We start from the raw sequence: 6,133 nt of genomic DNA on the forward strand, positions 1-6,133 counted from the left end.
AGGCTGGTTTAATTTTTTATAGAATATTTATGCGCGTTGTGTCGTACAACGACGACAAGCCTGCCCACGCGTTCCTCCGCGTTGTTTAAGCGTAACGGCAGGATGGGATTTTGTACATCACGTGACACAGGACGTGTTTTCTTAAGCCAGAGAGAGGAGAACATAACGGCTTAGAAAGTATCAGTTACTCATACCAAAGCTTAACGTCTCCAAAATAAAAATTAAGACATAAAATCAATCTGTTAATAAAATTTGTATGATTTTTAAAATCTGTGCACGCCTATTTATATGTACAACTTTCATATCAAATAACAACATTCAAAACAGCCATTATTCACAAATTAATATTGATTTTTACATCTTGTTACATGATTAACACTTGCTTTAAACTTCGTAAAAGCTAGATTGAAATTAGCTGTACGAAATTGGTTTTATATTTACCTCCCTGTGGAGGTTATGTTCTGATTCTACACACAGCAGTGCAACATCTGTCAGTACTTCTGGTGCCTTCCTCTTTTCAGGAGGGCAGCTGTCAGGTGCCAAAAATAAGTGGGGTTTCATCATGTATAATGAAGTCCATAGTTTACATGGTCATACATTACTGTTGATCACAAAACCTTCTCTGCAAGCGACAGCTTTATTACAACATTTAAAGCAATCTTTATCATTGAACGGGAAATTGCATAATATTCAACGTTCTTTTGATGATATTGCGCCTGGCAGCATCATTCTGTTTGATATGATGGAAGCTGATAAGAAGCTTATCCATTACTGGCAAGATAACTTAAGCAGGAAAAACAATAATATCCGCGTGTTATTATTGAACACTCCTGATGAATACCCTTTCAGAGATATTGAAAGCTGGCCGCATATCAATGGCGTGTTCTACGTCACTGAAGAAGAAGGCCGGGTGGTAGAGGGTCTGCAGGGCATATTGCGCGGAGAGTGTTATTTCTCGCAAAAGCTGGCCAGCTACCTCATCACGCACTCCGGTAACTACCGCTATAACAGTTCGGAATCCGCGCTGCTCACGCACCGTGAAAAAGAGATCCTGAACAAATTACGCATTGGTGCTTCAAATATTGAAATCGCCCGTTCGTTATTTATCAGCGAAAATACGGTAAAGACGCACCTTTATAATCTTTTCAAGAAGATAGCTGTTAAAAATCGAACTCAGGCTGTTTCATGGGCAAACGATAACCTCAGGCGTTAATCACATGAAGCGCACGTTGAGTTGGATCGCCGCAGCGAGTTTCTTGCTCGCTGCAGGGAACCTGCAGGCCGTCGAGGTCGAAGTTCCCGGATTGTTAACTGACCACACAGTCTCATCGATCGGGCACAGTTTTTACCGGGCCTTCAGTGATAAATGGGACAGTACCTACACGGGTAATTTAACAATCAACGAGCGGCCCAGTGCACGTTGGGGAAGCTGGATAACCATCACGGCTAATCAGGACGTTATTTATCAAACGTTTTTATTCCCCTCGAAAACAGACTTCGATAAAAACGTGGCCTTAGCACTGGCTCAAACTGAAGACGCTATTAATCGCCTGCAAATAGACAGAGCGCTATTAAGCACCAGCGATTTAGCAAAAGATGAGTTCTAGCGAACCGATATGCGGAGGCTGTCATGCGTATTGCATATGCAGTTGTTTCGATAATGCTTATTACCCCTCTTTGCTGGGGCGGAAATATGACGTTCCAGTTCCGTAACCCTAACTTTGGCGGTAACCCTAACAACGGTGCGTTCCTGCTGAATGAAGCTCAGGCGCAAAACTCCTATAAAGATCCCAGTTATAAGGACTTTACCGTTGATACCCCTTCCGCTCTGGATAACTTCACCCAGGCTATCCAGTCGCAAATTTTAGGGGGATTGTTGACAAACATTAACACCGGCAAGCCCGGCCGAATGGTGACCAACGATTTTATTGTCGATATCGCCAACAGAGACGGACAACTTCAGTTGAACGTAACCGATCGTAAAACCGGAAAAACCTCCACCATTGAGGTTTCTGGCCTACAAAGCAATTCAACTGACTTTTAAACAATAGCTAAATAAGGACAACGATCATGCAGCGCTTCCTGATATTTGTTGCAGTGTGCTTATTGAGCGGTTGTTTAACTGCTCCGCCTAAAGAAGCTGCAAAACCAACATTAATGCCTCGGGCTCAGAGTTATCGTGATTTAACCCATTTGCCTTCTCCAACGGGCAAAATATTTGTCTCGGTATACAACATTCAGGATGAAACAGGGCAATTTAAGCCCTACCCGGCCAGTAACTTCTCCACGGCAGTGCCGCAAAGCGCCACCGCCATGCTGGTTACCGCACTCAAGGATTCGCACTGGTTTATACCGCTGGAACGCCAGGGGCTACAGAACCTGTTAAATGAACGAAAAATTATTCGTGCTGCACAGGAGAATGGCACCGTCGCGGACAATAACCGAATGCCTCTGCAGTCTCTGGCTGCGGCAAACGTCATGATCGAAGGTTCGATTATCGGATATGAGAGCAACGTTAAATCGGGTGGTGTGGGAGCACGTTACTTTGGGATTGGCGCGGATACCCAGTATCAGCTCGACCAAATTGCCGTTAACCTGCGTGTCGTCAACGTCAGTACCGGTGAAGTGCTCTCCTCGGTAAACACCAGCAAAACGATATTGTCTTATGAAGTCCAGGCGGGGGTATTCCGCTTCATCGACTACCAGCGTTTACTGGAAGGTGAAATTGGTTATACCTCGAATGAACCGGTCATGATGTGTCTGATGTCAGCCATTGAAACCGGCGTGATCTTCCTGATTAACGATGGTATCGATCGCGGGCTGTGGGATCTGCAAAACAAATCAGACGTGCAGAACCCGATCCTGGTGAAATACCGTGATATGTCCGTGCCTCCGGAATCCTGACAGGAAGCGCATAAAAAAGGCGAGATGATTATCTCGCCTTTTTTTATTCACTCACCACGGTGATGTTTTGCGTTTTTTCCCGTCGCGCCGCCAGCCAGAGACCGCTGTTCTTCATGGCATAGCCAAACAGCAACCCCAGCGCCAGTGAAGGGACGACCAGCTTCCACTCCCCCTGTCCGGCAAAGGTCGCGCACGCCCCCATAAAGGTGCCCGGTACAAACGACAGCAGCAGATGCTTCGCCTGAATACACATCAGGAAGGCAACGACCCCCGTCATGACGTAGCCCAGGATCTCCAGATGCGGCGCCAGCGCGCTGCCTTTCATGATAACCAGCGCCCATATAACGCCGCTCATCAGCGTGCAACCAGAGATAAAGAGCCCTTTCAGCCCTCCCTGCGGGCAGGCGAAATAGGCCGTGCAGCCAAGGAAGCCAGCCCAGCTTAATAAACCGAGAGACACCGCCACCCATCCCCAGATACCGGAGAGAATGCCCGTCGTGATTGCAATACAAAGTAATATGTTCATGGTGCGCATCTTAGCAGATGCGCATCATGGAAATGAGATCAGAAGCACATTACGTGCAAGTTGAAATGTATCGTTGCAGAATTTTTGTGATTTAAATCACTCTTCACTCTCTTCTTCCAGCTCATCCCACATTGCCGCGATGGCGTCGCGCGTCAGCGGAGCCAGCGTTCTCCAGAACGGAGAGGTGGCGTGGGCTTCAACTTTCCCCAGGAAGGTTCCAACCCACGGCAGCAGATACGTCTCGAAGAGAATTTCGATGGCTTCATTTTCATCATCACCCGCGTTGTCTTCGATCCAGGAGGCCGCCAGCAGCAGAGTACCAATATGATCGGCTGGCGTATCGCTCAGCGGCATACCGCGCTCAGAGAGGAATGCCCGCACTTCCGCTTCGGTCGCCCCTTCCTGCCAGGCAGAACGGTAGGGCGAAACGCGGCACTCTTCCCCCACGAACAATGCGTTGTAATCCGTTGAGATCTGCTGCATATCACAGTTTTTCTGCAGACGTTCCAGTAACTCATCCTGTTCCAGCGGCCAGTTCTGCGCCAGCTTACCCTCGCGAATGAGCGTAAACAGCGGAACCAACAGCGGGTCCTGCGGCTGGCGATAATACAGGGAGCCCAGCACGCGGCAAAGGATGGAGAATTCATTCATTGTGTTATTCCGTTATTCAATTAAAGGTCGGCAAATTCATCAACGGGCGTCATGCCGCGCGACTCAAGGAAATCAAGCATACGACGCGGCGTGACGTTCAGGATCTGTGCTTCCGGGAAATTGACGTCCTGCAGCACTTTCATGCACTCGCCAAAATCCCCCAACGTGAAGGCCGTGTGCGAATCAGAGCCCAGCGCCACCATCCCTCTGGCATCACGCACGGCGGCTGCCACTTCGCGACAGTTGGCTTCACTGCCTTTACGCGAGTGCACGAACGAGGAGTTGTTAATCTCCAGCGCCACACGGTGTTTCGCGGCGGCCTGCGCCACGGCCTGAATATCAATAGGGTATATAGGATTACCCGGATGGCTGATGATATGCACATTGCCGCTGGCAATGGTGGCAATCATCGCCGCGGTATTGGTCTCTTTATCCTGCGGCGGGAAAACCGGCTCATGGAAACCGGCAAGGATCAGATCTAAGGAGGTCAGCATCGGGCCGGTGCAGTCGATTTCACCGTCGGTGTTTTTGATGTTCGCCTCAATGCCGCGCAGTATCCCAATGCCATCCACCAGACGTGGCCAGATCCGCATATTCACAAAATGCCAGTAGTGCGGCGCATCCGCCATATCCGGGCCGTGATCGGTTATCGCAAAGAGCTTAATACCTTTTAGCTTTGCCTGGGCGATATAATCATGGAGGTTGCTATACGCGTGGGTGCTGGCGACGGTGTGCATATGCAGGTCAACGGGATACATCTTTCTCTCCTCTGCGGTTTTTCCAAAGGATAGCAGTTATCAGCGGCGAATATTAGCAAAAACCCGGCCAACGCCGGGTTTCTCTCAGTAGCCGCGCTGTCGGTCGACCTGACCGGTAACCGCGTTCCCCTTCTCTATTTCACCGATAGTATGCGAGATATAAGCCACCGCCTCAGCCGGTCGCGTCACGGCGGCGACATGCGGGGTCATTGCCACGCGAGGGTGTCGCCATAGAGGGCTTTCTTCAGGCAGCGGCTCACGGCTGTAAACATCCAGCATGGCACCTTTAAGCTTTCCGCTATCCAGCGCCTTCAGCAGATCGGGCTCCACCAGATGCACCCCGCGCGCAAGGTTCATCAGGTAGCTCCGATCGGCCAGCTGATTGAGCAAGGCTTCGTTGATAATCCCCACCGTTTCCGCCGTATTCGGCAGCAGGTTGATCAGCACGCGTGTGCCTTTCAGAAATGCCGGGAGTTCATCCGTTCCGGCAAAACTCTCAACGCCCGGATACGCTTTACGGCTACGGCTCCAGCAGCGTAACGGGAAGCCCCACGGGGCAAGGGCTTCAGCCACTTTTGAGCCCAGCACGCCCGCCCCGAGGATACCGATGGTAAAGTCTTCACGTTGATATTCCGGCAGCGGCTCCCAGTGGGATTGCTGCTTAAAGGCCTGATAATCATCAAAGCGACGGAACCAGTGCAGGACCTGGCTGACGGCATATTCCTGCATTTGCTGGCCCATACCGGTATCTTCCAGGCGGAACAGGGGGATATCTTCCGGCAGCATCTCCGGGTGTGCCTTCAGTTTGCTCAGAATGGAATCCACGCCAGCGCCAAGCGCAAACACGGCCTTCAGTTTACGGCCCTGAAGCATCTCAACGGGTGGATGCCAGACCAGCGCATAGTCAGCATGTTCGTTATCGCCCCGCTTCCACTCACGAACGCGCGCGCCCGGCAGTGCTGCCGACAGTGCTTTAATCCAATAAGCCGTATCAAAAGTGGGGTGATAGAAGAGTATATCCATAGTCATTCCTGCCTTTTTTCGCGCTGTTTTGTTTTCATTTTCAAATGGATTGTCAGCATAACAAATTTATGGCGCTATGTTATTGCTGATAAAAAAGACGCTTTTCGCACATTTCGGAATCAGGTTGCCTGAAGTTTGTCTAAACACGCTAATTTACTGAAAAAGTGAGTTGACGGCAGTTCGGCTTTTCCTTACATTAGCGCCCGTCCCGGCAACAACGGGATGACAATATGGTGAGGTGTCCGAGTGGCTGAAGGAGCACGCCTGGAAA

8 protein-coding genes are annotated in these 6,133 nt (G+C 50.0%); 4 read left to right on the plus strand and 4 right to left on the minus strand.

Translation table 11 applies throughout. From position 1 onward, the window contains the following. The first annotated feature begins 562 nt into the window (after positions 1 to 562). The 4 genes from csgD to csgG are packed head-to-tail and all read left to right on the plus strand — an operon-like array spanning position 563 to position 2,904. Positions 563 to 1,213: a biofilm master transcriptional regulator CsgD gene (gene csgD / locus L977_RS04480; RefSeq protein WP_014883334.1), complete on the plus strand. Its 651-nt coding sequence runs from the start codon at positions 563 to 565 to the stop codon at positions 1,211 to 1,213. Positions 1,214 to 1,217: 4 nt separating this feature from the next. Then, positions 1,218 to 1,607 (plus strand): curli production assembly/transport protein CsgE, encoded by a 390-nt coding sequence (csgE, locus tag L977_RS04485; RefSeq protein WP_047624969.1) that lies wholly within the window; start codon positions 1,218 to 1,220, stop codon positions 1,605 to 1,607. A gap of 23 nt (positions 1,608 to 1,630) precedes the next feature. After that, the gene (gene csgF / locus L977_RS04490; RefSeq protein WP_014883332.1) at positions 1,631 to 2,044 is read left to right on the plus strand and encodes a curli production assembly/transport protein CsgF; all 414 of its coding nucleotides are present in this window, start codon (positions 1,631 to 1,633) and stop codon (positions 2,042 to 2,044) included. A gap of 26 nt (positions 2,045 to 2,070) precedes the next feature. Then, positions 2,071 to 2,904, plus strand: coding sequence for a curli production assembly/transport protein CsgG (gene csgG / locus L977_RS04495; protein ID WP_014883331.1), 834 nt, complete (start codon positions 2,071 to 2,073; stop codon positions 2,902 to 2,904). A 43-nt stretch (positions 2,905 to 2,947) separates the two neighbouring features. Here csgG and L977_RS04500 read toward each other — a convergent pair whose 3' ends face one another. The 4 genes from L977_RS04500 to ghrA all read right to left on the minus strand — a co-directional run bounded on the left by L977_RS04500 (position 2,948) and on the right by ghrA (position 5,862). Next, positions 2,948 to 3,430: a DUF1097 domain-containing protein gene (locus L977_RS04500; protein ID WP_072253233.1), complete on the minus strand. Its 483-nt coding sequence runs from the start codon at positions 3,428 to 3,430 to the stop codon at positions 2,948 to 2,950. Between the two features lie 96 nt (positions 3,431 to 3,526). Further along, positions 3,527 to 4,081, minus strand: coding sequence for a TorD/DmsD family molecular chaperone (locus L977_RS04505; RefSeq protein ID WP_047624973.1), 555 nt, complete (start codon positions 4,079 to 4,081; stop codon positions 3,527 to 3,529). A gap of 20 nt (positions 4,082 to 4,101) precedes the next feature. Next, the gene (locus L977_RS04510) at positions 4,102 to 4,839 is read right to left on the minus strand and encodes a phosphatase (protein ID WP_047624976.1); all 738 of its coding nucleotides are present in this window, start codon (positions 4,837 to 4,839) and stop codon (positions 4,102 to 4,104) included. 84 nt (positions 4,840 to 4,923) lie between these two features. Next, positions 4,924 to 5,862 carry a glyoxylate/hydroxypyruvate reductase GhrA gene (gene ghrA, locus L977_RS04515; RefSeq protein ID WP_023332669.1) on the minus strand — a complete coding sequence of 313 codons (939 nt, stop codon included), beginning with the start codon at positions 5,860 to 5,862 and terminating at the stop codon, positions 4,924 to 4,926. Between the last annotated feature and the right edge of the window lie 271 nt (positions 5,863 to 6,133).

The organism is Enterobacter sp. ZOR0014, from assembly GCF_000798855.1.
GTDB lineage: Bacteria > Pseudomonadota > Gammaproteobacteria > Enterobacterales > Enterobacteriaceae > Enterobacter > Enterobacter kobei.

What these genes read in the sequence shown, in the direction of transcription:
- csgF (WP_014883332.1), top strand. Translation starts at nt 1,631, where the DNA reads ATGCGTATTGCATATGCAGTTGTTTCGATAATGCTTATTACCCCTCTT.
- csgG (WP_014883331.1), top strand. Translation starts at nt 2,071, where the DNA reads ATGCAGCGCTTCCTGATATTTGTTGCAGTGTGCTTATTGAGCGGTTGT.
- L977_RS04500 (WP_072253233.1), bottom strand. Translation starts at nt 3,430, where the DNA reads ATGAACATATTACTTTGTATTGCAATCACGACGGGCATTCTCTCCGGT.
- csgE (WP_047624969.1), top strand. Translation starts at nt 1,218, where the DNA reads ATGAAGCGCACGTTGAGTTGGATCGCCGCAGCGAGTTTCTTGCTCGCT.
- L977_RS04510 (WP_047624976.1), bottom strand. Translation starts at nt 4,839, where the DNA reads ATGTATCCCGTTGACCTGCATATGCACACCGTCGCCAGCACCCACGCG.
- ghrA (WP_023332669.1), bottom strand. Translation starts at nt 5,862, where the DNA reads ATGGATATACTCTTCTATCACCCCACTTTTGATACGGCTTATTGGATT.
- L977_RS04505 (WP_047624973.1), bottom strand. Translation starts at nt 4,081, where the DNA reads ATGAATGAATTCTCCATCCTTTGCCGCGTGCTGGGCTCCCTGTATTAT.
- csgD (WP_014883334.1), top strand. Translation starts at nt 563, where the DNA reads ATGTATAATGAAGTCCATAGTTTACATGGTCATACATTACTGTTGATC.